The sequence below is a fragment of the Ottowia sp. SB7-C50 genome, assembly GCF_033110285.1.
In the GTDB taxonomy this organism is placed as follows: domain Bacteria; phylum Pseudomonadota; class Gammaproteobacteria; order Burkholderiales; family Burkholderiaceae_C; genus Ottowia.
Genome location: NZ_CP136995.1, coordinates 807,268 through 829,547 on the forward strand (window position 1 = coordinate 807,268; position 22,280 = coordinate 829,547).

Sequence of the window (22,280 nt, forward strand, 5' to 3'; positions counted from 1 at the left end):
AACGTGTAACCTGACAAGCGCACTTCCCGACAAGACCGCCGACGCGATGAGCCCGGCGGTTTTTTTGTGTCTTTTTTCTTCTCCATTCTTCAAGGACCGATCCCATGAACGCCAAGAACGCACAGGCCACTGCCGATGCCTGGGCCTCGTCGCCCGAACGAACCAGCCAGACCGACGACCAGCGCATCAAGGACATCACCGTGTTGCCCCCGCCCGATCATTTGATCCGTTTCTTCCCCATTCGCGGCACCCCGGTGGAGTCGCTCATCACCGACACCCGCAAGGCGATTCGCCGCATCATCGCCGGCAAGGACGACCGGCTGCTGGTGGTGATCGGCCCTTGCTCGATCCACGACCCGGCCGCCGCCATCGACTACGCGAAGCGCCTGAAGGTGTTGCGCGACCGATACGCCGATTCGCTTGAAATCGTGATGCGCGTCTACTTCGAGAAGCCCCGCACCACGGTGGGCTGGAAGGGCCTGATCAACGACCCGTACCTCGACGAAAGCTACCGCATCGACGAAGGCCTGCGCATCGCCCGCCAGTTGCTGATCGAGATCAACCGCCTGGGCCTGCCCGCCGGCAGCGAATTTCTCGACGTCATCTCGCCGCAGTACATCGGCGACCTGATCAGCTGGGGCGCCATTGGCGCGCGCACGACCGAGAGCCAGGTACACCGTGAACTGGCCAGCGGCCTGTCGGCACCCATCGGCTTCAAGAATGGCACCGACGGCAACATCCGCATCGCCACCGATGCCATCCAGTCGGCCTCGCGCGGGCACCACTTCCTGTCGGTGCACAAGAACGGCCAGGTTGCCATCGTCCACACCGACGGCAACAAGGACTGCCACGTCATCCTGCGTGGCGGCAAGGCGCCCAATTACGACGCCGCCAGCGTCGCGACCGCCTGCAAGGAGCTGGAGTCCTCCAAGCTGCCCGCCACGCTGATGGTCGACTGCAGCCATGCCAACAGCAGCAAGCAGCACGAGCGTCAGCTCGACGTGGCGCGCGACGTGGCCGCGCAGGTGGCCAGCGGTTCGCGCTGCGTGTTCGGGCTGATGGTCGAAAGCCACATTCAGGGCGGTGCGCAAAAGTTCACCCCCGGCAAGGACGACGCGGCAGCGCTGGAATACGGCAAGAGCATCACCGACGCCTGCATTGGCTGGGACGGGACGGAAGTCATCCTGCAGTCGCTGTCGGACGCGGTCAAGGCGCGACGCGCGGGCTGATGCGCATCAAGGTCGACGGCGGTGAATCGACTACATTCGCTGGGTGCGCCGCCGTCGGCGCGTTCAGGCAACGACATTCAGGAAGGATCCGCCCATCATGCAGAGCGAAGTTCGCGTCATCCAGGACGAGCGCACCGAATGGCGCTTCGAGCTCGATTCGGCCGCCCCCATGGCCAATGCCGAAGCCCGCGACTGGCTGGATGCGCAGTTCACTCAGCTGGGCAGCGAGCCGCTGCGCCCCACCGGCAAGCTGCTGCTGGCCGACAAGGTGCTGGTGGTCGCGCGCGACGCCGGCGCGACGCTGCTGAGCGATGCGAAATGGGGCCACGAATTTGCCCGCGCGGTCAGCGGGGCGCTGGCCAAGCCCGTGGTGCGCATCGACCTGGGTGCGATGTCGGTGTCCTACTGACGGCGCTGAGCGGCGCGGGAGGGCGCGCCAGTTCAGGCACCAATCAGGCCCTGGCGCCCGTTGATCCAGCGCATGCAGCTACTATTTTTGTAGCGATTCAAGCAGCTTGAGGTGCACGCCGCCGAAGCCGCCGTTGCTCATGCACAGCAGGTGATCGCCCGGTCGCGCGGCTGAAAGCACCTGTTTCACCACGTCGTCCACGCTGCCAGCGACCTGCGCGCGGCCGCCCAGCGGCTGCAGCGCCTCGGCGGCATTCCAGTCCAGCCCGCCCGTGTGGCAAAAGCTCAGGTCGGCGTGTTCCAGCGACCACGGCAGCTGTGACTTCATCGTGCCCAGCTTCATCGTGTTGCTGCGCGGCTCGAAGATGGCGAGGATGCGCTCGTCCTGACGGCCAGCGGCGTCCAGTTGCCGGCGCAGGCCGTCCACGGTGGTGCGGATCGCCGTGGGGTGGTGCGCGAAATCGTCATACACGGTGATGTCGGCGCCACCTGCCTGCGCCACGCGGCCGCGCACTTCCATGCGGCGGCGCACGTTCTGAAAGCGGCCCAGCGCGTTGCAAGCCTCGGTTGGCGCCACGCCCACGTGCTCAGCGGCCGCAATGGCCGCCAGCGCGTTGAGCTGGTTGTGCGTGCCCGACAGATCCCACCGCACGCGACCCACCGTGCGGCCCGCGTGCTGCACCTCAAAGTCGGACGCGTCGCCCAGCGCCGTGAAGTCACTCACCGCCGCGCCAAAGGTGCGCTGCTCGCTCCAGCAGCCTTGCGCCAGCACCCGCGTCAGGCTTTCCTCCAGCCCGTTGACCACCACCCGGCCGGACGCCGGCACCGAGCGGATCAGGTGGTGAAACTGCCGTTCGATGGCGGCTAGGTCGTCAAAGATGTCGGCGTGGTCGAACTCCAGGTTGTTCAGCACCGCCGTGCGCGGTCGGTAATGCACGAACTTGCTGCGCTTGTCGAAGAAGGCGGTGTCGTATTCGTCCGCCTCGATCACGAACAGCGGACGCGCCTGCCCCGCCGCCAGCGCGCCAATGCGGGCCGAAATGCCGAAGTTGAACGGCACGCCTCCCACCAGGAAGCCCGGCGTCAGCCCCGCGCTTTCCAGTATCCAGGTCAGCATCGACGTGGTCGTGGTCTTGCCGTGCGTTCCGGCCACCGCCAGCACGTGGCGGCCCGCCAGCACGTGCTCGGACAGCCATTGCGGCCCGCTGGTATAGGGCGCGCCAGCGTCCAGAATCGCTTCCATCAGCGGGTACTTGGGTGTGCCGTCGGCCAGGCGTGCGCGGCTCACCACGTTGCCGATGACGAACATGTCTGGCTTCAGTGCCATCTGGTCGACGCCGTAGCCCTCGATCAAGTCAATGCCCAGCGCGCGCAGCTGGTCGCTCATGGGCGGGTACACGCCCGCGTCGCAGCCGGTCACCGTGTGCCCCGCCTCGCGCGCCAACGCCGCCACGCCGCCCATGAAGGTACCGCAAATGCCCAGAATGTGAATGTGCATGGGGCGAATTCTAGGCGGGAAAGCAAGCCGAATAAGCCGCCGGCCCGCGTATTTTGGCGCTATGGCGCTTTGCTTTTGATAGCCACACGCGGCTGAGGGGTGGCGCGGTGCGACGCACCACCTTCCTCGTCCGCGTGCTTTCATTCACCAGCATCGGGACTGCCTTCAGCCCGGCACACATCACTTGGCGAACCGCTCGCGCAGCTTGAGTTTCCAGAATTTGCCGGTCGACGTGCGCGGCACGGCGTCGATGATTTCGTAGCGCTCGGGCAACTGCCATTTGGCGAAACCCTTGGTGAGCAACAGGGCGTTCAAGTCCTCGGTCGCGGCTTGTTCGCCGGGTTTGAAGGCGACGCAGGCGAGCGGGCGCTCGCTCCACTTTTCGTCGGGAATGGCGATGACGGCCGCCTCGGCCACCGCCGGGTGCGCCATGAGGGCGTTTTCCAGGTCGACGGAGCTGATCCATTCGCCGCCGGACTTGATCAAGTCCTTGGTGCGGTCGCTGATCTTGACGAAGCCGATCTCGTCCACGCTGGCCACGTCGCCGGTGCGCAGCCAGCCGTCGGCGGTGAACTTGTCTTCGGGCGAACCCACGCCGTGGTAGCTGCCGGTGATGAAGGGGCCGCGCACCTGGATTTCGCCCACGCTGGTGCCGTCCCACGGCTGGTCGCGCCCGTCGTCGCCGCGCGCACGCAACTCGACCAGCGGCACGGGTGAACCGGCCTGGGCGGCGCGGCGGTATTTCTCATCCTGGCTGGCGCCGGCGAGTTCGGCGCGCGGGTAGCTGATGGTGGCGACGGGGCTGGTTTCCGTCATGCCCCAGCCTTGCTGGATCCAGATGCCGTGCGCGTCGAAGGCGCGGATCAGGCTCTCGGGCACGGCCGCGCCGCCGACCAGCGACTTCATGCCCTTGGGCAACTTCCAGCGCCCGGCGTGGGGCGAACCGGGTTTGAGCGACTGGTCATAGGTCTGGATCAGCGACAGCCAGATGGTAGGCACGCCCAGCGCCAGCGTGGGCGGCTCCTGCGTCATCAGGTCGAGCAGGTCGTCGGGGTGCAGGTGCGGGCCGGGGAAGACCAGCTTGGCGCCCAGCATGACCGCGATGTAGGGCATGCCCCAGCTGTTGGCGTGGAACATGGGGGTGACGGGCAACACCACGTCGGTGCTCCCCACGTCGGTGTAGTCGGGCAGCGCGGCGACCAGCGAATGCAGCACGGTGGAGCGGTGCGAATAGACCACGCCCTTGGGCTTGCCGGTGGTGCCGCTGGTGTAGCACATGCTCACCGGGTCGTTCTCGTCGTGCGGCAGGTACTGGAAGGCGTCGGGATCGGCGGACGCCAGCAAGGCCTCGTAGTCGGCAAATCCGGGCGGCACGGGTGCGCCGCTGAAGGGGAAGACGATGATTTTCTCGAACGCGTGAAGGTGGGCGAACTGCTGGTACAGCGGCAGCAGCACGTCGTCGATGACGAGAAAGCGGTCTTCAGCGTCGCCCGCGATCCAGCCGATTTCGTCGGGCGACAGCCGCAGGTTCAGCGTGTGCATCACGCCGCCTGCAGCGGGGATGCCGAAATAGCATTCCAGGTGGGCATGGTGGTTCCAGCACAGGGTGGCGACCCGGTCGCCCTTTTTCAGCCCCAGCTGCTGCAGCGCGCTGCCCAGGGCGCGCGTGCGGCGGTAGAACTCGCCATAGGTGTGGCTGCGCAAGGACTTGTCCGGCAGGCGCGACACGATGGTGTTGTTCCAGAAAATCTTGCCCGCACGCTCCAGCAAATGGTTGAGCGACAGCGGCGTGTCCATCATCGTCGTCTTCATGGGTGTCTCCTTGAGGGCCTTTGGGCAACTGTAAGCCAAGCTTTCACGGCGACAGGGCAGAATCGGGTGAATGGAAACCCTGACGCACGAGATGGCCGCCCACGCGGCGCGCCTGGTGGTGGAAGAGGGGCTGGACTACGGCTCGGCCAAGCGGCGGGCGCAGAAGCTGCTGGGTGTGCCGCCGCGCAGCGCGCTGCCGGACAACGATCTGGTCGATGCCGAAGTGCGTGCCTACCTGGCGCTGTTCTGCGCCGACACCCAGCCGCGCGAACTGGCGGCGCTGCGGCGCCTGGCGCTGGTGTGGATGGATCGGCTGAGCGAATTCCGTCCCTACATCGTGGGCGCGGTGTGGAACGGCACCGCTACGCGGCTGTCGGACATCCACCTTCAATTGTTTTGCGACGACCCCAAGTCGGCTGAAATTGCGCTCATCGACCAGCGCGTGGCCTACCAGCCGCACGCGGTGGCCGGGGTGCGGGGCCAGGACGTGGACGCGCTGAGTTTCAGCGACCACTGCGCAGAACTGGGCGAGACGATCGGCGTGCATTTGATGATTCACGACCACGACGATCTTCGTGGCGCGCTCAAGCCGGACGCGCAAGGCCGGCCCGTGCGCGGCGACCGCAAGGCGCTGGCCCAGCGGCTGGCAGAAAGCGAGCAGGCATGACCGACCCGAAGACGACCTTGCCGGCGCCGCCGAACCGCGCCTGGTCGCGCCGCGGCGCGCTGGCCGCCGTCGCGGCTGCGGCCGCAGGTGCGGGCGCGCTGCTGGGCTGGCAACGCTATCGACTGACCGAAGCGGGTGATCTGGCCGATTTCTGGGCGCGCAGCTTCCACACGCCGGAAGGCGGCTCGCTGGCGCTGGCGTCGCTAAGAGGCCGGCCGCTGCTGATCAACTTCTGGGCCACCTGGTGCCCGCCTTGTGTGGAAGAAATGCCGTTATTGAGCGGCTTTTATGCCGATAACAAGGCCAACGGCTGGCAACTGCTGGGACTGGCGGTAGACAAGCCCGAGCCGGTGGTGCGTTTCCTTGCCAAGTCTCCGGTGACCTTTCCGATTGGGCTGGCGGGCCTGGAAGGGGTCGACTTGGCGCGCGAACTGGGCAATTCGGCCGGTGGATTGCCCTTCAGCGTGCTGTTTGACGGCACCGGCCGGCTGCGCGAGCGCAAGCTGGGCCAGCTTCACGCCAGCGACCTGGCACGCTGGCGGCAAGCCATGACCGCCTAGCGCAGGTCGCGCCGTTCCACGAAATTGAACTCAAATCAACGGCGTTAGGGTAGATTTAGGTTAGATTCGCCCTTCCCCCTATTTGGATGGCCTAACCATGGATTTGCGCAAACTCAAGACCCTGATCGACCTGGTATCGGAGTCGAACGTGTCGGAACTGGAGATCACCGAGGCCGAAGGCAGGGTTCGTATCGTGAAGGGCGGTCCGCAGGCGGCGCCTCAGGTGGTGGCGTACGCGCCGGTGCAGCAAGCCGTGCCGGCGCCGGTGGCGGCGTCTGCTGCGCCCGTCGCGGCCGACGCCCCCGCCAGTGCACCGGCCTCGGCTGGCGCGGCGGAATTGCCGGCGGGCTTCCTGGTCAAGTCGCCCATGGTGGGCACGTTCTACCGCTCTTCCAGCCCCGGCGCCAAGCCTTTCGTCGAAATCGGGCAGCAGGTGAAGGAGGGCGACACGCTCTGCATCATCGAGGCGATGAAGATCCTGAACGAGATCGACGCCGAAAAAGGCGGTACCGTCGTCAAGATCATGGGCGAAAACGGTCAGGCGGTGGAATATGGCCAGCCGCTGTTCGTGATTGAATGAGCTTGCCGTTGCGCGCGTCGGGCCGCACGGCTGTCGCGGCGGCGTGCCCTTCAAGGCATCCGTCCGATGCCGGCCACGCCACAGCGCCATGGATAACTGACATGTTCAAAAAAGTACAGGTCGCTGATCGCGGCGTTGTGGCGATGAGCCGCGGGGGCAATCATGTTTAAAAAAATTCTGGTCGCTAATCGCGGCGAAATCGCCCTGCGCGTGCAGCGAGCCTGCCGCGAGCTGGGCATCAAGGCCGTCATGGTCTATTCAGAAGCCGACCGCGACGCCAAGTACGTGCGGCTGGCCGACGAAGCGGTCTGCATCGGGCCCGCGCCGTCGGGGCAGAGTTACCTGAACATGCCGGCCATCATTTCGGCGGCCGAGGTGACGGATGCCGAGGCCATCCACCCCGGCTACGGCTTCCTGAGCGAAAACGCCGACTTCGCCGAGCGGGTGGAAAAAAGCGGCTTCCAGTTCATCGGTCCCACGCCCGAGTCGATCCGCATCATGGGCGACAAGGTGTCGGCCAAACAGGCGATGATCAAGGCGGGCGTGCCCTGCGTGCCGGGCTCAGACGGCGAGTTGCCGGACGACCCGGCCACCATCAAGCGCATCGCCAAGGCGATCGGTTACCCGGTCATCATCAAGGCCGCGGGCGGCGGCGGCGGGCGTGGCATGCGCGTGGTGCACACCGAGGCGGCGTTGATCGGCGCGGTGCAGATGACCAAGGGCGAGGCGGCGGCGGCGTTCAACAACCCGGCCGTGTACATGGAGAAATTTCTCCAGAACCCGCGCCATATCGAAATCCAGATCCTGGCTGACAAGCACCGCAACGCCGTCTACCTGGGCGAGCGCGACTGCTCGATGCAGCGGCGCCACCAGAAGGTGATCGAGGAGGGCCCGGCGCCGGGCATTCCACGCCGGCTGATCGAGCGCATCGGCGAGCGCTGCGTGGCGGCGTGCAAGAAGATCGGCTACCGCGGCGCCGGCACGTTCGAATTCCTGTACGAGAACGGCGAGTTCTATTTCATCGAGATGAACACCCGCGTGCAGGTGGAACACCCGGTGACCGAGTGGATCACCGGCGTGGACATCGTGCGCACGCAGATCATGGTGGCGGCGGGCGAGAAGCTGCCGTTTACGCAGCGCCAGATCCAGATCAAGGGACACGCCATCGAGTGCCGCATCAACGCCGAAGACCCCTTCAAGTTCACGCCGTCGCCGGGTCGCGTCACCGCGTGGCACATGCCCGGCGGGCCGGGCGTGCGGGTCGATTCGCACGTCTACAACAACTACTTCGTGCCGCCCAACTACGACAGCATGATCGGCAAGCTGATCGTCTACGGTGACACGCGCGAGCAGGCCATCGCCCGCATGCAGACCGCGCTGGCCGAGTCGGTGGTGGAAGGCATCAGCACCAACATCCCGCTGCACCGCGAACTGATGGTGGACGCCAAGTTCATGGAAGGCGGCACCAACATCCATTACCTCGAGAAGTGGCTGGGCGACCGGCAGCGGTAACGACGCGCCCATGGATCGCGTCGCGGCTTCCGACGGGGTGATTGGGTTGCCGGGTCAACAACCCGGATTTGAGGTGTCAGGCTAAATCTGCCGCCACCGCTTGTCCATAAAGCGTGAGCAGCTATAATTTTTGAAGCGGATGCCGATATGTTCGAGCTGTGCCTGATTTGCCCCGAAGAGCGCGTCGAGCCCTTGACCGACGCGCTGGAGGCGCTGGAGGCGCTGTGCGTGTCGGTCGAGGACGCCGATGCAGACACCGACGCCGAGCGCGCGCTGTTCGGTGAACCGGGCATGCCGGCACCGGCGCAGCGCTGGTCGCGCTCGCAGGTCGTGGCGCTGTTTGGGTCCGAGGCGGAAGCGCGCGAGGCGGCGCGCCTGCTGTCCCTGCAAGACTTCTTCGCCGGCTGCGAGGTGGCGCGAATCGCCGGCGTGCCCGAGCAGGACTGGGTGCGGCTGACGCAGTCGCAGTTCGAGCCCGTGCCGGTGACGCCTGCGTTCTGGATCGTCCCCACCTGGCACGACGTGCCGGCCCAGGCCTCGCATGTGATCCGGCTCGACCCTGGCCTGGCCTTCGGCACGGGCACGCACCCCACCACGCGCATGTGCCTGCGCTGGATCGCCGCGCATCCGCCCACGGTGCAGCGCGTGCTTGACTATGGCTGCGGCTCGGGCATCCTGGCCATTGGCGCCGCGCTGCACGGCGCGGCCAGCGTCGACGCGGTGGATATCGACCCCGCCGCCGTGCAATCGACCCACGACAACGCGGTGGCCAATGGCGTCAGCCTGATGGCCGGCCTGCCCGACCGCGCGCAGGGCGTGTACGACACGGTGCTGGCCAACATCCTGGCCACCCCGCTGAAGGTGCTAGCGCCCCTGCTGGCGAGCCATGTCGCGCCCGGCGGCGCCCTGGTGCTGGCCGGCGTGCTGGAGCGCCAGACGGCCGCGCTGCAGCAAGCCTACGCGCCGTGGCTGGCCCTGGAATCAGCCGACGCCGAGGACGGCTGGGTGCTGCTGGTGGCGCGCCGTCCGGGCTGACCGCCGCGCGCGGCTGCCTACAATCGCTGCACGATGAGCCTTGTCACGCGCTGCCCCGCATGCCTGACCATGTTCAGGGTCGTGCCGGATCAGCTGCGCATTTCGGGCGGCTGGGTGCGCTGCGGACACTGCAACGAGGTATTTGACGGCGCCGGACACATGCTGTCGGGCGAGGAGAGCGCGGCGGTGCTGGGGGCATCGCCACCGCCACCGCCACCGCCACTGGCGCGGCTCCAGGATGATCGGGCGACAACGGCGCCGTGGCGCGATGAGGTTCCCGTGGCTTCGGGAGCGGCGTCCGTGGCAGCTTCCTCCGGCGCGCCGTCGATTGCTCACGAACCGGACGACATCTCTAAGTCGAGCTTCGCCGCCACCGTTGCGCCGCCCCCCGTGCATGCGCACGCAGGCTCCGACGACCAAACTCCCGAGGCCGGCCCGGCCACCACAACGCCACCGTCCGTCGAATCGGTGTCGAAGTCGCACGTCGAGCCGAGTGCAGCGCACGACACCCCGGGCGCTGTGGCCACGCCCATCGCGCAGGACGATGTTTCGCGCGCCAGTGAGGCGGACCTTGGCGAAGGGCCGCTCGCGCCACCGCCGACCCACACCGCTGCGGAGCACCCATGGTCAGCGCATGATCTTCCGGCGCCGGCATCCGCGGTCGCTGAAGAAGACACAAGCCAAGCAGTTGCGGTGCCGACGGAGCCGGAGGCGTCCGCCCACCCGTTCGCATCGGTCGTGACAGCGGCGGCCCTTGAGCAGCCCGCGCCCACCGCGCCGTCGTTCGTCGCGGCCGCCCAGCGGCGCGCATTCTGGTCGTCGTGGCCCGTGCGGGCCGCCCTGTGGCTGTTGCTGATCGGGCTGTTGCTGGGGCTGGCGGCGCAGGCAGCCTTGAGCCAGCGCGATTGGCTGGCAGCGCGCGAGCCGCGGCTGACCCCGCTGCTTCAGGCCTTGTGCCAACCCATGGGTTGCGAGGTGTCACCGTACCGCATGCTGGACGCCATCGTCATCGACAGCTCGGCGTTCAACCGCGCGAGCGGCGACGAATTCCGGTTCACGGTCGTGCTGCGCAACACGTCCGACATGCCCATCGCCACGCCCGCGCTGGAGCTGGTGCTGACCGACGCGCAAGACCGCCAACTGGTGCGGCGCGTGGTCACCGCGGCCGAACTGGGCGCGCCGGTGACGCTGGCGGCGCGCGACGAGTTCAGCGGCGCGCGCACGCTCACCGTGGCGGATTCCAGCGTTTCACCGCTCATCACAGGCTATCGCCTGATGGCGTTCTATCCCTGACATCGCGCGCCTGCCGGGGCGTCGCATATTCTTTTTCATTGCAAGAGCACACACCATGGCGACACTGATCTGCGGCTCGCTCGCGTTCGACACCATCATGACTTTCGAGGGGCGCTTTGCCGAGCAGATCCTGCCCGACCAGCTGCATATCCTGAACGTCTCGTTCCTGGTGCCGGGCCTGCGGCGCGACTTTGGCGGCTGTGCCGGCAACATTGCCTACGCCATGCGCCAGTTGGGCGGCGTGCCGCTGCCGGTGGCGACCCTGGGCAACGACGGCGCGGACTACCTTGAGCGGCTGCGCGCGCTGGGCATCGGTACCGATTTCGTGCGCCAGATCGAGGGCACGTACACCGCGCAGGCCATGATCATGACCGATCGCGACAACAACCAGATCACGGCTTTTCACCCCGGCGCCATGATGCAGGCGCATCTCACCCGCATCGAGGCCCGGCCCGACGTGAAGCTGGGCATCATCTCGCCCGACGGGCGCGACGCCATGCTGCAGCACGCCGAGCAGTTTCATGCCGCCGGCATTCCCTTCGTGTTCGACCCGGGCCAGGGCCTGCCGATGTTCGGAGGCGCCGAACTGTCGCACTTCGTCGACCTGGCGACCTGGGTCACGGTGAACGACTACGAAGGCCGCATGCTCTGCGACCGCATGGGCGTTGAACTTCATGATCTGTCGCGGCGCGTGAAAGGCCTGGTAGTGACGCTGGGCGGCGATGGTTGCGACATCTGGGAGGCGGGCGTCAAAACCCATGTGCCCGCGGTACAGCCGGCCGCCGTGGTCGACCCCACCGGCTGTGGCGACGCCTGGCGCGGCGCGCTGCTGCATGGGCTGGAGCAAGGCTGGCCGCTGGCGCGTTGCGCCATGCTCGGCAACCAGCTCGGCGCACTCAAGATCGCCAGCCGCGGTCCGCAGAATTACCAGGTGGACGCGACGGTGCTGGCGCAGGCTTGACGACGCGGCGTCACCAAGCGCAGCATGGCAGGACAGCGCTTGAGAAGAAGGACGCCTTGTGCCGCGGCGAGCCATGAAGAAAGCCCGCACACGATCGCTCGTGGCGGGCTCTTGACGGGATTCCACCGGCGCCGAAGCGCGCGGTGGATGACCGTGTCAGCCGATCAGGGCTTGGAAGCCGTCGGGAACGGCCACGCTGCCTGAGGGTTCAGCGTGGTTTGCGCTGCCGGCTTCTTGGGGGCAGCGGGCTTCTTGGTCGCCGCCTTCTTGGCAGGGGCCTTTTTGGCCGCCGGGGCTTTCTTGGCGGCCGGGGCTTTCTTGGCTACGGCCTTTTTGGCTGCGGGCGCTTTCTTGGCGGCCGGTGCCTTCTTGGCGACCGCTTTCTTGGCGGCCGGTGCCTTCTTGGCTACGGCCTTTTTGGCGACGGGGGCCTTCTTGGCGACGGCTTTTTTCGCTGCCGGGGCCTTCTTCGCTACGGCTTTCTTGGCGGCCACTTTCTTGGCGGCGGGTGCCTTCTTCGCTACGGCCTTCTTGGCCGCCGGTGCCTTCTTGGCTACCGCTTTTTTAGCAGCAGCGGGGGCCTTCTTGGCGACGGCTTTCTTGGCGGCCGGGGCCTTCTTTGCGGCCGCTTTCTTCGCCGGCGCTTTCTTCGCAGCGGCCTTCTTGGCCGGGGCTTTCTTTGCAGTTGCCATTTTTTTCTCCTTGATCAAGTTGAATTACCTATCAACAGCAGGAAACGCTTCACGTCTGTTGGACACGCAAAGCGATTCATGGCACTGGCGCCACGCATCTGCCGCGCAGACTCCTGGGGCCATCACCATGAACACGGGAGCAACGCAGCCTGCCGGCGCGGCATTCAGGCTGGGTTGCGGATTCATCAGGGGCATGGCTGGCGTCAGTCAGTCCCAGGACAGGGCGCCACCGGTCTGGTACTCGATGACGCGGGTTTCGAAGAAGTTGCGCTCCTTCTTCAGGTCGATCATTTCGCTCATCCAGGGGAAGGGGTTTTCCTCGTTGGGGAAAAGCGCCTCCAGCCCGATCTGCGTCGCGCGCCGGTTGGCGATGTAGCGCAGGTAGCCCTTGAACATGGACGCGTTCATGCCGAGCACGCCGCGCGGCATGGTGTCTTCGGCGTAGCGGTATTCCAGCTCGACGGCTCTTTCGAACAGCGCCTTGATCTCGGCTTTGAACGCCGGCGTCCACAGGTGGGGGTTCTCGAGCTTGATCTGGTTGATGAGGTCGATGCCGAAGTTGCAGTGCATCGACTCGTCGCGCAGGATGTACTGGTACTGCTCGGCCGCGCCGGTCATCTTGTTCTGCCGACCCAGCGCCAGGATCTGCGTGAAGCCAACGTAGAAGAACAGGCCCTCCATCAGGCAGGCGAAGACGATCAGGCTCTTAAGCAGCAGCTGGTCGGCTTCGGGCGTGCCGGTGTGGAAGTTCGGGTCCATGATCGCGTCGATGAACGGGATCAGGAACTCGTCCTTGTCGCGGATCGATTGCACCTCGTGGTAGGCGTTGAAGATCTCGGCCTCGTCCAGCCCCAGCGATTCGACGATGTACTGGTAGGCGTGGGTGTGGATGGCTTCTTCAAACGCCTGGCGCAGCAGGAACTGGCGGCACTCGGGCGCCGTGATGTGCCGGTAGGTGCCCAGCACGATGTTGTTGGCCGCCAGCGAATCGGCGGTGACGAAGAAGCCCAGGTTGCGCTTGACGATGCGGCGCTCGTCCTCGGTCAGGCCGGTGGGCGACTTCCACAGCGCGATGTCGCGGTTCATGTTCACTTCCTGCGGCATCCAGTGGTTGGCGCAGGTGGCCAGGTATTTTTCCCAGGCCCACTTGTACTTGAACGGCACCAGCTGGTTGACGTCGGTGTGGCCGTTGATGATGCGCTTGTCTGCCGCGTTGACGCGGCGATGGCTGGCGTTGGCGGCGTTGTTGCCCGGCGCTGCTGCGGCCGGCGATGCCGTGGCGGGCATCACGGTGGCTGCCGGCTGGAAGGAAGCCAGCTCGCGCACAGCGGCGGCCGGATCGGACACCGGCTGCAGTCGTGGCTGCAGCACGTGAGGGGTGGCGTCGTCGTCCCAAGTCAACATGGTTTTTCCAATGCTCCGATTATGGGAGCAACGCTATGAAATGCAAAGTGTTCGTTCACATCGTTGCTCGATTTGTGTTGCGACAAGGCATCGCATGCGTGTGATGTCGCGCGCCTTGTCGGGTGGTTTCGATCACTGGCAGGCTTCGCAGCCCGGATCGTCGATGGCGCAGAACTTGATGTCGGTGGCAGGCTCGAGCGCCCCCTGCGCTTGCGCGGCAGCCGCGGCGGCATCGAGTGCGCTCATGCGCGCGCCACCCGATTCGTCGCCCGAGGGCACGGCGTTCAGGCGGCCCGACTGCACGGTGGATTTCTCGGCGTGCGTGGCGCTGGTGGTGCGCAGGTAGTACGTGGTCTTCAGGCCACGCACCCACGCCAGCTTGTAGGTGTCGTCGAGCTTCTTGCCGCTGGCGCCGGCCATGTAGATGTTCAGGCTCTGCGCCTGGTCGATCCACTTCTGGCGGCGCGCGGCGGCGTCGACCAGCCACTGAGGCTCGACCTCGAACGCCGTGGCGTACAGCTGCTTGATGTCGGGCGGCACGCGGTCGATGGGGCGCAGCGAGCCGTCGAAGTGCTTGAGGTCCATCACCATCACGTCGTCCCACAGGCCCAGGCGCTTCAGGTCCTTCACCAGGTAGTGGTTGATGATGGTGAATTCGCCCGACAGGTTGCTCTTGACCGACAGGTTGCCGAAGCAGGGCTCGATCGACGCATCGACGCCGATGATGTTGCTGATGGTGGCCGTGGGCGCAATGGCGACGCAGTTGCTGTTGCGCATGCCGTCCTGCGCGATCTTGCGGCGCAGCGCATCCCAGTCCAGCGTGCTGCTGCGGTCGACTTCGACATAGCCGCCGCGCGCCTGCTGCAGCAGGTCCAGCGTGTCCAGCGGCAGCACGCCCTGGTCCCACAGCGAGCCTTTGTAGCTGGAATAGCGCCCGCGCTCGGCCGCCAGGTCGGTGCTGGCCCAGTAGGCGTGGTAGCACACGGCTTCCATCGACTCGTCGGCGAACTGCACCGCCTGTTCGGACGCATAGGGGATGCGCAGCGCGTACAGCGCGTCCTGAAAGCCCATCACCCCCAGCCCCACCGGCCGGTGGCGCAGGTTGGAGTCGCGCGCCTTCTTGACCGCGTAGTAGTTGATGTCGATCACGTTGTCGAGCATGCGCATGGCGGTGGCGACCGTGCGCCGCAGCTTGTCGTGGTCCACGCCGCCGTCCTTCAGGTGCTGCAGCAGGTTGACCGAGCCGAGGTTGCAGACGGCGGTCTCGGTGTCGCTGGTGTTGAGCGTGATCTCGGTGCACAGGTTGCTGGAGTGCACCACGCCGGCGTGCTGCTGCGGGCTGCGCACGTTGCAGGCGTCCTTGAAGGTGATCCAGGGGTGGCCGGTCTCGAACAGCATCGAAAGCATCTTGCGCCACAGGTCGATGGCGGGCAGCGTCTTGCTGGGCTGGATCTCGCCGCGCGCGGCCTTCTCTTCGTAGGCCACATAGGCGCGCTCGAAGTCGGCGCCGAACCTATCGTGCAGATCGGGCACTTCGCTGGGCGAGAACAGCGTCCAGGTGCCCTTTTCCATCACGCGGCGCATGAACAGGTCAGGAATCCAGTTGGCCGTGTTCATGTCGTGCGTGCGGCGGCGGTCGTCGCCGGTGTTCTTGCGCAGCTCCAGAAACTCCTCAATGTCGAGGTGCCAGGTTTCCAGATAGGTGCAGACCGCGCCCTTGCGCTTGCCGCCCTGGTTGACGGCGACAGCGGTGTCATTGACCACCTTCAGGAACGGCACCACGCCCTGCGATTCGCCGTTGGTGCCCTTGATGTGGCTGCCCAGGGCGCGCACGCGCGTCCAGTCGTTGCCCAGGCCGCCGGCAAACTTGGACAGCAGGGCGTTTTCCTTGATCGACTCGTAGATGCCGTCCAGGTCGTCCGGCACCGTGGTCAGGTAGCAGCTCGACAGCTGCGAGCGCAGCGTGCCGCTGTTGAACAGCGTGGGCGTGCTGCTCATGAAGTCGAACGACGACAGCACTTCATAGAACTCGATGGCGCGCGCCTCGCGGTCGATCTCGTTCAGCGCCAGGCCCATGGCCACGCGCATGAAAAAGACTTGCGGCAGCTCAATGCGCGTCTTGCGCACGTGCAGGAAGTAGCGGTCGTACAGCGTCTGCAGGCCCAGGTAGTCAAACTGCAGGTCTCGCTCAGGCTTCAGCGCCGCACCCAGGCGGGCCAGGTCGAACTGCAGCAGGCGCTCGTCCAGCAGTTCGTTGTCAACACCCTTCTTGATGAACTGCGGGAAATAGTCCGCGTAGCGGTCGGCCAGTTGCGGCAGGCTCACCGTCTCGCCCAGGATTTCCTTGGCGATGGTGTGCAGCAGCAGCCGCGCCGTGACGTAGGTGTAGTCGGGCTCTTTTTCGATCAGCGTGCGCGCGGCCAGGATGGCGGCCTTGTACACCTCGTCCACCGGCACGCCGTCGTACAGGTTGCGCAGCGTCTCGGCCAGGATCGGCTCGGGGCGAACCTCGGCGTCCAGGTTGGCGCAGGCCTGGGCAAAAAGTGCTTCCAGCGCTTGCTGGTCCAGCGCAACGCGCTCTCCTTTTTCTAGCACGTGAAGGACGGGCGCGACCGGCGCGGCTTCGGTCTTCTGCTGCGCGCGCTCCTGCGCGCGACGCTCGCGGTACAGCACGTAGGCGCGCGCCACCTCGTGATGGCCGCTGCGCATCAGGCCCAGCTCGACCTGGTCCTGCACGTCTTCGATGTGAAAGGTGCCGCCGCCTGGGCGCGAGCGCATCAGCGCGCGCACCACGGCCTGCGTCAGGCCGTCGACCACCTCGCGCACGCTGGCCGAGGCCGCGCCCTGCGTGCCATGCACGGCCAGGAAGGCTTTCATCATGGCCACGGCGATCTTGCTCGGCTCGAAGGACACCACGGCGCCGTTGCGGCGCATGATCTGGTAGTGCGACAGCGTGTGGCTGGCCGACATCAGTGGCTGGGCGGCATCGGCGCGCAGCGGGGTGGCCGGCGTGTCGAACGCAGGCGTGATGACATGCGGTGTCTGCATGAAGTCCTCTCGGTAAACAGTTGTCGGGACGGGGATGTCTCAGCGTTACGAGGCGCTCTTGTGCTTTTATTGAGTGAGCGAAGCTGACCCCGGGGACACTATATCTAGTGTTCGGCGTGAGTTCAAGCCACTAAATGTTGTGCTTTTGGCAAAAACGCGCGTTTTGTCGACGGCACGTCTACAGCGAGGTCTGGTTCGTTCATCACGAAGGCCCGCCTGCCAGAAACGGGCACCCAGGCAGCATGCGGCCCGCAGCCGCATTCACGGCCGAAGGCCGCGTGGATGCGGAGGTTGTGGCAAGCAGTTCTGGTCTGGCGCCGCGCGCGGCGCGGCCGCTCAGCCCAGTGCGCCGGGGGCGAAGCAGTGCGCGGGCCAGCCCAGGCTGCGCTGCAGCCGGTGCCAGTCGAACCCGTCGCCAGGGTCCTGCTTGCGGCCCGGCGCCACGTGCTCGTGGCCGGCGATGGCGCTGATGGGATAGCGTGCGCGCAGCGCCTGCGACAGCCGGCACAGCGTGTCGTACTGCGCGGACTCGAACAGGCCGCCTTCCAGCCCTTCCAGTTCGATGCCGACCGAATAGTCGTTGCAGTTGTCGCGCCCGCAGAAGCTGGACGCGCCCGCATGCCAGGCGCGGTCGTCCACGCTGACGAACTGCCACAGGCCGCCGTCGCGCGTGACGTAGAAGTGCGCCGACACCTCCAGCCCCCGGATCTCCTGGAAGTAGGGATGGGCGTCCCAGTCCAGCGCGTTGGTGAACAGCGCCTGTACGTGGTCGCCGCCGAATTCGCCTGGCGGCAGGCTGATGGAATGCACGACGATCAGTTCGACCTGCGCGCCGGGCGGGCGCGGGCCGAAGTTGGGCGAGGGCAGGCGCCGGGCGGGGGCGTACCAGCCCCCGTCCCAGTCGTTGGCGGCCGCGCGCTCAACCGGCATCGCCGTTGGATTCGTCATGGTGGGGCGCGGTGATGCCCAGGCGCGACATGCGGTAGCGCATCTGCCGCAGGTTCAGCCCCAGACGGGCGGCGGCGGCGGTTCGGTTGAAGCCGGTCTCGGCCAGCGCGCGCACCAGCACAGCGCGCTCCTGCGCGTCCAGCCAGGTTTCCAGGTTGGCGGGCAGCGGCACGGCATCGTCGGCCGTCGGCGCGGGCAACGGCGGCGTCGCGTTTGCTTCCAATTCGATAGCTGAATACGCGCCCTGGATGGGCGCTGGCGGCTCGTCGAATACCGAATCTCCGGCATCGCCTAGCGCTACCGCGCGGTGCAGCAGGTTCTCCAGCTCACGCACGTTGCCTTCCAGCGGCGCCTGCAGAATTTCGTCGAGCTGCGCGGCCGTCAGGCGCGGCACCGGCAGGCCGGCGTCGGCGCCGATGCGCGCCAGCAGCGTGTCGCACAGCGCGGGCAGGTCTTCGCGCCGTTCGCGCAGCGGCGGCACCACGATCTCGATCACGTTCAGGCGGTAATACAAGTCCTGCCGGAAGCGCCCGGCCTGCACTTCGGCGGCCAGGTCCTTGTGCGTGGCGCTGACCACGCGCACGTCCACCGCTTCTTCCTGCGTTTCGCCCAGCGGGCGCACGCGCCGCTCCTGAATGGCGCGCAGCAGCTTGGCCTGCATCTGCAGCGGCAGGTCGCCGATCTCGTCCAGAAACAGCGTGCCGCCGCGCGCCGCCTGAAAAAAGCCTTCGCGGTCGGCCACGGCGCCGGTGTACGAGCCCTTGCGCGCGCCGAAGAATTCGGCTTCCAGCAAGTTCTCGGGGATCGCGCCGCAGTTGACCGGCACGAACGGCCCGCCGCCGCGGTGGCTGCAGCCATGGATGGCCTGCGCGACCAATTCCTTGCCGGTGCCGGATTCACCCCGTACCAGCACCGGCGCCATGCTGCGCGCCACCTTGGTGATGCGGTGCTTGACCGCACGCATGGCGGCGGAATCGCCCACCATGCGCGCCAGCACTGGGGAGGGTGCGGGGGCGGCATCCGCAGCGGCGGCAGGCGCCGCCGGGGGCTCTGCCGCGGCCTGCGCCCTGAACGCGGCGTGGGGCGGTTGGGGCGAATTCAGTGCGGACTGCACGACCGACCGGAACTGCTTGAGGTCGACCGGCTTGGTCAGGTAGTCGAACGCGCCGCACTTCAGCGCCTCCACCGCGTTCTCGGCCGAGCCGTAGGCGGTGATCATGATGCAGCGCTCACGCCGCTGCGCGGCCGCCATCTCGCGCAGCAGTTCCAGCCCCAGCCCGTCGGGCAGACGCATGTCGGTGATCACCACGTCGTAGGCCTGGGCCTGCAGCAGCGCGCGCGCCTCGGTCAGCGATCCCGCGGCCTCGACCTGGTGGCCCTCGCGCAGCAGGGTCAGTTCGTACAGGGTGCGCAGATCCGGTTCGTCGTCCACCACCAGCAGGCGGGCGGCCTCGGGTGCCATCGCTGAAGCATTCATGGGAGCGAATTGTCTTTCAGACCCAGATCAAACCGTGGAGTGTCCCGCGTGCGCGCGCCGCAGGCCGATGAAGAATTCGTTGCCTTCCACCAGTTGCCCGCCCTGGTCGCGCGATGTGCGCTCGTGCGAGATGGTGGCGCCGTGGCGTTCGCACAGCTCGCGGCTGATGAACAGGCCCAGGCCGCTGGATCGGCTTTCGGACGAGAAGAAGGGCTCGAACAGGTGGCGGCGCACGGCGGGTTCCATGGCGGCGCCGTCGCTCCACACCATCAGCATCACCGGGCCGTGCCGCACCGCATAGCTGGCCACCTGGATCGCGCCGGGGCGCTGCGATGCGTAGCGCGCCGCGTTGTCCAGCAGGTTGACCAGTACCCGGCGCAGGTGCGCGGGGGCAAACTGCACGTGCACGCCGGTGGCATGCAGCTCCACGCGCATGCGCTCGCCCACGGCGTGCTGCTGGCGCCATTCGTCACAGCACACGCCGACCTCGTCGTCCAGCGCCATCGCATGCCACTGCGTGGCATCGCCCGTGCCCTGGGCGCGCGCCACGTCCAGCACGTCTTCGACGATGTGCTGCAGCCGCTCGGCGTTCTGCCGCACCATGGCCGTCAGACGACGCTGCGCGGGCTGGCTCAGGTCTTCGTCCAGCAAGGCGTTGGCCTGGCTGATGGCGGCCAGCGGGTTGCGGATTTCGTGCGCCACCGCGGCCGACATGCGGCCCATCGAGGCCAGCTTCTCGGTGCGCAGCCGTGCCTCCATTTCACGCAGGTCCTGCAGGAACATCACGCACAGGCTCACGCCGCTGTCGTCGATGGAGGGCGTGCGCTGCGTGCGCACGCGCAGCCGGCTGCTCTGGCGGTCGTCGTGGTGCAGCACGATGTCGGTGGCGTCGACGGGCGCGTCGGCAAAGGTCTGCCGCGCAATGGCGGTGAGCTGTTCCCACGCCGGATCGTCGTGCAGGCTGAAGAAGTGCGGTGTCACTTCCTGGTCGGAGCCGAGCAGCACGCGCGCCGCCGGGTTGGCCGTGCGCACCATGAAGGTCGAGTCCACCACCAGCACGCCGTCGGGCAGCGATTCGACCACCAGGTCGTTGACCAGCGCCTGCACCTGCGCTTCGACCTGGTTGCGGCGTGCGATGACCTCCTCGCGCGCCAGGCGTGCGGCCATCTGGTGGGTCAGCAGCGCCAGCGCCAGCAGGCCCGCGCCTGTCAAACCCGCCTGCGGCAGATCGGCGGTGTTGAGCCAAGCGTCGGCATGCACCGTCCACGCCGCGTGCCCCAGCAGCAGCAGCGCCACCATCGCCGCGGTGCCCAGCGCGAGCGTGCGCGAGCCAAGCGCCGCCGCCATCAGCACCGGCAGCACCAGCAACGGCGTGTAGTTGATGGCGGCCGTGCCCGGCGTCAGCTGCAGCAGGGCAAAGAAGCACAGGTCCACCCCCACCGTGGGCAGCCACAGCGCATCGAACGCGCTGCCCGGCCCGCGCGGGCGGGCCTTGGCCTGCACCGCAATGGTGGCGGCCAGGTAGGCCACGCAACTGCCCAGAACGAGGGGCGGCGGCGCGCGCCCGGCCAGATACAGCCCCAGGTGCAGCAACAGCAGGGCCAGCGCGATGAACACCCGCGCCGCCATGAACGTCGTCCACAGGCGCGCGAAGCCGCCCGCCGCGTCCTGTTCGGCAGCGGAGCTAAGCGAGGTGGGCGACGGCGGGAAACGGCTGGCTGGCATGGGGTCGAAACGCAAAGGCAGCGGCGACCTTGGTAGCGGCGGCATCTAGGGCCTGTTCACGCTATTTTTAGCAATGCGAACATGCTTGAAAAAGCGCCAATCTAGGCGCGCGACGACGCCCAGACCGGGCGTCTGCGCTAGGCGCGCAACGACGAGTGGCGGTTTTTCAAGCATGTTCCCTCCGGGTTGCGATCAAAAAGGCCATCGCCGGCGTTGCCATCCTTGCCAAGGTACCTACCTTGGCGGCGGCTGGCGCCTTGGCGAGTGGCCTTTTTGACTCGCAACGCATGGCTAAAAATAGCGTGAACAGGCCCTAGGCGCCTTCGCCGTCGCGGCGATGCTCGGCCGAGCAGTAGCTGCCCAGGCGGCCGGCCACGGCTTCATGGCCCGGCACGTGCATGCCGCATTGCTGGCAGCGCACCATGGGCAAGGCGGCGCGTTCGCCGCGCGGCGGCGGGGCCTTCTGCGACAGCCGGCGCCCGCGCTTCCACAGCCAGACACCCGCCAGCAGCACCAGCAGCAAGACCAGCAGCTTCATGGCGTGCGGCCCAGCAGCACTTCCAGCACGAAGCGCGAGCCCGCGTAGCCCAGCAGCAGCAGCGCCGCGCCCGTGTACAGCACGCGCACGGCGCGCCGGCCGCGCCAGCCGAACTGCGAGCGACCCAGCAGCAGCAGCGCGAAGGTGATCCACGACAGCAGCGTGAAGATGCGCTTGTGGTCCCAGCGCCAGCCGGTGTAGTCGGCGCCGTACAGGTGCTCGCCAAACAGCACGCCGGCCAGCATGGTCAGCGTCAGCAGCACGAAGCCGGCGCCGACGAAGCGGAACATCAGCCGTTCCAGCGTCAGCAGCGGCACGCCGCCTTCGGCCACCGGCGAAACCTGACGCATCTGCGCTTCGGCGCGCGTCATGAGCCAGCCATGCGCCACCGCGGCCGCAAACAGCCCATACGCCGAAATGCCCAGCGCCCAATGCAGCGGCAGCAGCGGCGACGACGTGGGCGGCAGGTGCCCGCCCGGAAACAGCAGTGCCAGCACGATGGCGAGGGTGCCGAAGCCGGCCAGCGTCCAGCGCGCGCGCAGGCGGGGATACAGCTGGCTTTCCACCACGTAGGCCGTCAGCACCAGCCACACGGTGATCGACAGCGCGGGCGCGAAGCCGAAGCGCGGCTCGCCGCCAAACAGCGTCCATGCCAGCAGCAGCCCGTGCAGCGCCCACGCCAGCAGCAGCACGCGCCGCGCCGCCAGGTCGCCCAGCGTGCCCGCCGCCACCGCCGGCACGGCGTAGGCCAGCGCCGCCGCAATGCCCAGCAGCAGGCCGACGGAGGAGGTGCTGGCTAGAATCATAAAAATCGAGTTTACCCCCCCTGAGGCGCTGTCGCGCCTTCCCCCCTGGAGGGGGGACGCCGCCAGCGGCCGGGCCAAGCCCGCTCC

At 67.1% G+C, this 22,280-nt stretch carries 19 protein-coding genes; 9 read left to right on the forward strand and 10 right to left on the reverse strand.

Annotated elements, in window-relative coordinates; genetic code table 11:
- Positions 1-104 precede the first annotated feature (104 nt).
- Entirely contained in the window at positions 105-1,229 is a 1,125-nt protein-coding gene (locus R0D99_RS03900; protein ID WP_317750069.1) for a 3-deoxy-7-phosphoheptulonate synthase, read from the forward strand.
- A 97-nt stretch (positions 1,230-1,326) separates the two neighbouring features.
- Entirely contained in the window at positions 1,327-1,638 is a 312-nt protein-coding gene (locus tag R0D99_RS03905) for a hypothetical protein (protein WP_317750070.1), read from the forward strand.
- An 81-nt stretch (positions 1,639-1,719) separates the two neighbouring features.
- On the opposite strand, the gene mpl is transcribed toward R0D99_RS03905, so the two are convergent.
- Positions 1,720-3,135, reverse strand: coding sequence for a UDP-N-acetylmuramate:L-alanyl-gamma-D-glutamyl-meso-diaminopimelate ligase (mpl, locus tag R0D99_RS03910; protein WP_317750071.1), 1,416 nt, complete (start codon positions 3,133-3,135; stop codon positions 1,720-1,722).
- A gap of 180 nt (positions 3,136-3,315) precedes the next feature.
- A complete protein-coding gene (locus tag R0D99_RS03915; protein ID WP_317750072.1) occupies positions 3,316-4,947 on the reverse strand; it encodes a long-chain fatty acid--CoA ligase in 1,632 nt (543 codons plus the stop codon).
- 70 nt (positions 4,948-5,017) lie between these two features.
- Here R0D99_RS03915 and R0D99_RS03920 point away from each other — a divergent pair, with 70 nt between their 5' ends.
- The 7 genes from R0D99_RS03920 to R0D99_RS03950 all read left to right on the forward strand — a co-directional run bounded on the left by R0D99_RS03920 (position 5,018) and on the right by R0D99_RS03950 (position 11,555).
- Complete coding sequence (locus R0D99_RS03920; RefSeq protein ID WP_317750073.1) at positions 5,018-5,614, forward strand: hypothetical protein; 597 nt, start codon at positions 5,018-5,020, stop codon at positions 5,612-5,614.
- Complete coding sequence (locus R0D99_RS03925) at positions 5,611-6,174, forward strand: TlpA disulfide reductase family protein (protein WP_317750074.1); 564 nt, start codon at positions 5,611-5,613, stop codon at positions 6,172-6,174. The genes R0D99_RS03920 and R0D99_RS03925 overlap by 4 nt, the downstream gene beginning before the upstream one ends.
- Positions 6,175-6,271: 97 nt before the next feature.
- The gene (gene accB / locus R0D99_RS03930; RefSeq protein WP_317750075.1) at positions 6,272-6,754 is read left to right on the forward strand and encodes an acetyl-CoA carboxylase biotin carboxyl carrier protein; all 483 of its coding nucleotides are present in this window, start codon (positions 6,272-6,274) and stop codon (positions 6,752-6,754) included.
- A gap of 162 nt (positions 6,755-6,916) precedes the next feature.
- Positions 6,917-8,266, forward strand: coding sequence for an acetyl-CoA carboxylase biotin carboxylase subunit (accC, locus tag R0D99_RS03935; protein ID WP_317750076.1), 1,350 nt, complete (start codon positions 6,917-6,919; stop codon positions 8,264-8,266).
- Between the two features lie 147 nt (positions 8,267-8,413).
- A complete protein-coding gene (prmA, locus tag R0D99_RS03940) occupies positions 8,414-9,301 on the forward strand; it encodes a 50S ribosomal protein L11 methyltransferase (RefSeq protein WP_317750077.1) in 888 nt (295 codons plus the stop codon).
- Between the two features lie 33 nt (positions 9,302-9,334).
- Positions 9,335-10,594: a DUF3426 domain-containing protein gene (locus R0D99_RS03945; RefSeq protein WP_317750078.1), complete on the forward strand. Its 1,260-nt coding sequence runs from the start codon at positions 9,335-9,337 to the stop codon at positions 10,592-10,594.
- 55 nt (positions 10,595-10,649) lie between these two features.
- Positions 10,650-11,555 carry a carbohydrate kinase family protein gene (locus tag R0D99_RS03950; protein ID WP_317750079.1) on the forward strand — a complete coding sequence of 302 codons (906 nt, stop codon included), beginning with the start codon at positions 10,650-10,652 and terminating at the stop codon, positions 11,553-11,555.
- A gap of 164 nt (positions 11,556-11,719) precedes the next feature.
- Here the strand turns inward: R0D99_RS03950 and R0D99_RS03955 are convergent, their stop codons facing one another.
- From R0D99_RS03955 to R0D99_RS03990, 8 genes are all read right to left on the reverse strand, one after another.
- Positions 11,720-12,247 carry a histone H1-like repetitive region-containing protein gene (locus tag R0D99_RS03955; protein WP_317750992.1) on the reverse strand — a complete coding sequence of 176 codons (528 nt, stop codon included), beginning with the start codon at positions 12,245-12,247 and terminating at the stop codon, positions 11,720-11,722.
- A 207-nt stretch (positions 12,248-12,454) separates the two neighbouring features.
- Positions 12,455-13,651, reverse strand: coding sequence for a ribonucleotide-diphosphate reductase subunit beta (locus R0D99_RS03960; RefSeq protein WP_317750080.1), 1,197 nt, complete (start codon positions 13,649-13,651; stop codon positions 12,455-12,457).
- Positions 13,652-13,783: 132 nt separating this feature from the next.
- Complete coding sequence (locus R0D99_RS03965) at positions 13,784-16,699, reverse strand: ribonucleoside-diphosphate reductase subunit alpha (RefSeq protein WP_317750081.1); 2,916 nt, start codon at positions 16,697-16,699, stop codon at positions 13,784-13,786.
- 336 nt (positions 16,700-17,035) lie between these two features.
- Positions 17,036-17,647: a 1,6-anhydro-N-acetylmuramyl-L-alanine amidase AmpD gene (ampD, locus tag R0D99_RS03970; RefSeq protein WP_317750082.1), complete on the reverse strand. Its 612-nt coding sequence runs from the start codon at positions 17,645-17,647 to the stop codon at positions 17,036-17,038.
- On the reverse strand, positions 17,619-19,109 hold the full coding sequence (locus tag R0D99_RS03975; protein ID WP_416365986.1) for a sigma-54-dependent transcriptional regulator: 1,491 nt from the start codon (positions 19,107-19,109) through the stop codon (positions 17,619-17,621). Before R0D99_RS03975 ends, ampD begins: the two co-directional genes overlap by 29 nt.
- A 42-nt stretch (positions 19,110-19,151) precedes the next feature.
- Positions 19,152-20,849, reverse strand: coding sequence for a PAS domain-containing sensor histidine kinase (locus R0D99_RS03980; protein WP_317750084.1), 1,698 nt, complete (start codon positions 20,847-20,849; stop codon positions 19,152-19,154).
- A 313-nt stretch (positions 20,850-21,162) separates the two neighbouring features.
- The gene (locus R0D99_RS03985; protein ID WP_317750085.1) at positions 21,163-21,387 is read right to left on the reverse strand and encodes a PP0621 family protein; all 225 of its coding nucleotides are present in this window, start codon (positions 21,385-21,387) and stop codon (positions 21,163-21,165) included.
- Positions 21,384-22,193, reverse strand: coding sequence for a cytochrome C assembly family protein (locus R0D99_RS03990; RefSeq protein WP_317750086.1), 810 nt, complete (start codon positions 22,191-22,193; stop codon positions 21,384-21,386). Before R0D99_RS03990 ends, R0D99_RS03985 begins: the two co-directional genes overlap by 4 nt.
- Positions 22,194-22,280 lie beyond the last annotated feature (87 nt).

Coding starts and splice junctions, on each gene's coding strand:
- R0D99_RS03920 (WP_317750073.1), top strand. CDS start 5,018: ATGGAAACCCTGACGCACGAGATGGCCGCCCACGCGGCGCGCCTGGTG.
- R0D99_RS03905 (WP_317750070.1), top strand. CDS start 1,327: ATGCAGAGCGAAGTTCGCGTCATCCAGGACGAGCGCACCGAATGGCGC.
- R0D99_RS03975 (WP_416365986.1), bottom strand. CDS start 19,109: ATGGCACCCGAGGCCGCCCGCCTGCTGGTGGTGGACGACGAACCGGAT.
- R0D99_RS03960 (WP_317750080.1), bottom strand. CDS start 13,651: ATGTTGACTTGGGACGACGACGCCACCCCTCACGTGCTGCAGCCACGA.
- ampD (WP_317750082.1), bottom strand. CDS start 17,647: ATGACGAATCCAACGGCGATGCCGGTTGAGCGCGCGGCCGCCAACGAC.
- R0D99_RS03980 (WP_317750084.1), bottom strand. CDS start 20,849: ATGCCAGCCAGCCGTTTCCCGCCGTCGCCCACCTCGCTTAGCTCCGCT.
- accB (WP_317750075.1), top strand. CDS start 6,272: ATGGATTTGCGCAAACTCAAGACCCTGATCGACCTGGTATCGGAGTCG.
- R0D99_RS03950 (WP_317750079.1), top strand. CDS start 10,650: ATGGCGACACTGATCTGCGGCTCGCTCGCGTTCGACACCATCATGACT.
- R0D99_RS03915 (WP_317750072.1), bottom strand. CDS start 4,947: ATGAAGACGACGATGATGGACACGCCGCTGTCGCTCAACCATTTGCTG.
- R0D99_RS03925 (WP_317750074.1), top strand. CDS start 5,611: ATGACCGACCCGAAGACGACCTTGCCGGCGCCGCCGAACCGCGCCTGG.
- R0D99_RS03965 (WP_317750081.1), bottom strand. CDS start 16,699: ATGCAGACACCGCATGTCATCACGCCTGCGTTCGACACGCCGGCCACC.
- accC (WP_317750076.1), top strand. CDS start 6,917: ATGTTTAAAAAAATTCTGGTCGCTAATCGCGGCGAAATCGCCCTGCGC.
- R0D99_RS03945 (WP_317750078.1), top strand. CDS start 9,335: ATGAGCCTTGTCACGCGCTGCCCCGCATGCCTGACCATGTTCAGGGTC.
- R0D99_RS03955 (WP_317750992.1), bottom strand. CDS start 12,247: ATGGCAACTGCAAAGAAAGCCCCGGCCAAGAAGGCCGCTGCGAAGAAA.
- R0D99_RS03900 (WP_317750069.1), top strand. CDS start 105: ATGAACGCCAAGAACGCACAGGCCACTGCCGATGCCTGGGCCTCGTCG.
- mpl (WP_317750071.1), bottom strand. CDS start 3,135: ATGCACATTCACATTCTGGGCATTTGCGGTACCTTCATGGGCGGCGTG.
- prmA (WP_317750077.1), top strand. CDS start 8,414: ATGTTCGAGCTGTGCCTGATTTGCCCCGAAGAGCGCGTCGAGCCCTTG.
- R0D99_RS03990 (WP_317750086.1), bottom strand. CDS start 22,193: ATGATTCTAGCCAGCACCTCCTCCGTCGGCCTGCTGCTGGGCATTGCG.
- R0D99_RS03985 (WP_317750085.1), bottom strand. CDS start 21,387: ATGAAGCTGCTGGTCTTGCTGCTGGTGCTGCTGGCGGGTGTCTGGCTG.